Here is a 1,555-nt window from a genome sequence, read left to right as displayed (position 1 = left end):
CAACTCTTGACCCTATAAATTTAATAAAATTAATATCCTGACATTATTGGAATATATTGGACTTATACTTTGTTGATTTCACATAAAAAACTTTTTTATTTCAAAAACTTTCTTCTTATAAGCTTTTTATTCAGTTTAGTTGGCTGTAGTCAACTTGGTCCTCATAGTGGTTCAGTTGTAGCTCGTTCTTTAAAATTATCTTCAGGCTTGGAAAAGGCATATCATGTTTCTCCTGAAAAGGCTCAGCGCCTCTCTCCAATCATTATTCAAAGTGCGGATCAGTATCAAGTTTCCCCAGTATTAATTGCCGCATTAATTCGGCAAGAATCTAATTATAATAGTGCTGCACGCTCATCTTCTGGTGCTGTTGGTCTTGCACAGATTATTCCAAGTTACTGGCAAGATCATTGCATAGGTGACTTATCTGATGAAGCAACCAACATTCAATGTAGCAGCTTTATTTTAAATCACTATTATGGACTGGCTGGAAGTTGGTCTAAGGCTACTGCATATTATAATGTTGGACCTACAGGCTATGAATCTAGTTTTTGGACACGCCATAAAGCAAAAAAATATGCACGCCAAGTCAAGCACCATGAAAAGGAACTTAAAGCAGCGTTATAAATCGTCCAAGAAACAACAGCCCAACTCAAATACTTGGGCTTTTATATAGAATAAACAAATGAATGAATTACAATGATTTTAAAAATGCAATAACTTCTGTATTTCCAGCCATTTCTGCAAGCTCAAGTGCCGTATATTGGGTTCGATAATCAATTCTTGCACCTTTGCTAACTAACAATTTGACTACATCTATATTGTCATTTTCGGCCGCAGCTTGTAATGCACTATAACCTTCATCATCAGTTTGATTCGGGTCTGCACCATCAAATAATAACTGCTCAACTTGTTCTACATCCCCTAAAGATGACCAGTAAACAAGTTCAGGAAGATGAAGTTCATCATCTTCAGGAATTGGTGAGAAAGAATTGAGTTTCATAGGAGATAACCCTTTTTATTTTAGTGCTCAAGCTATAATTAAAACTCAAATTTTATGATACATCTAGATAAAAATGTGATGAGAATCTTATGCTATATATCTTGAAAATACACTTCCAAACAGAATATGAAAGTCAATTTCTAGCAAACTTTCTTTTTAATTTTATCTGCAAAATTTACAATCCACTTTAGAAAACAATATTAGGGCGTGTCCTCATTATTTTATTTTTTAGATAAGTTTTTATATTGACCATTCAGTCATATCACGATTTAGTTTTAATTATTCCGCAAAGAAAAGCCCCCGACCTCTTTAGAGATTGGGGGGCTTCGAATAATGAGCTGGCGATGACTTACTCTCACATGGGTAACCCCACACTACCATCAGCGCTAAGAGGTTTCACTTCTGAGTTCGGGAAGGGATCAGGTGGTTCACTCTTGCTATTGTCGCCAGCACAACTGTTTATGGACTTGTTCAGGTTTTATGCTCAGATCATTTGATCTTGTTGCTACCCTACTTGGTACCAAATGAGTTATTAACGGATTGGTTAACTGAGTC

General features: G+C 35.8%; 2 protein-coding genes and 1 rRNA gene. 1 reads left to right on the top strand and 2 read right to left on the bottom strand.

All coding sequences use genetic code 11. The annotated features are described in order from the left end of the window. Positions 1-117 precede the first annotated feature (117 nt). Positions 118-624 carry a lytic transglycosylase domain-containing protein gene (locus GBN19_RS15330; RefSeq protein ID WP_375707879.1) on the top strand — a complete coding sequence of 169 codons (507 nt, stop codon included), beginning with the start codon at positions 118-120 and terminating at the stop codon, positions 622-624. A 67-nt stretch (positions 625-691) separates the two neighbouring features. Here GBN19_RS15330 and GBN19_RS15325 read toward each other — a convergent pair whose 3' ends face one another. Together GBN19_RS15325 and rrf are read right to left on the bottom strand one after the other, a co-directional pair. Continuing rightward, positions 692-1,000: an ankyrin repeat domain-containing protein gene (locus tag GBN19_RS15325; protein ID WP_151778691.1), complete on the bottom strand. Its 309-nt coding sequence runs from the start codon at positions 998-1,000 to the stop codon at positions 692-694. Positions 1,001-1,336: 336 nt separating this feature from the next. Next, positions 1,337-1,451: ribosomal RNA gene (gene rrf / locus GBN19_RS15320) — 5S ribosomal RNA — on the bottom strand. Positions 1,452-1,555: the final 104 nt, after the last annotated feature.

Origin of the sequence: Acinetobacter brisouii, assembly GCF_008993995.1 — a bacterium.
Classification (GTDB): domain Bacteria; phylum Pseudomonadota; class Gammaproteobacteria; order Pseudomonadales; family Moraxellaceae; genus Acinetobacter; species Acinetobacter brisouii_A.
The sequence above is the reverse complement of the archived record's forward strand: the minus strand, read 5'-3'. Positions and strand labels throughout refer to the sequence as shown.

Bases quoted from the DNA above. Each gene is read 5' to 3' on its own strand.
- GBN19_RS15325 (WP_151778691.1), bottom strand. From the start codon at position 1,000: ATGAAACTCAATTCTTTCTCACCAATTCCTGAAGATGATGAACTTCAT.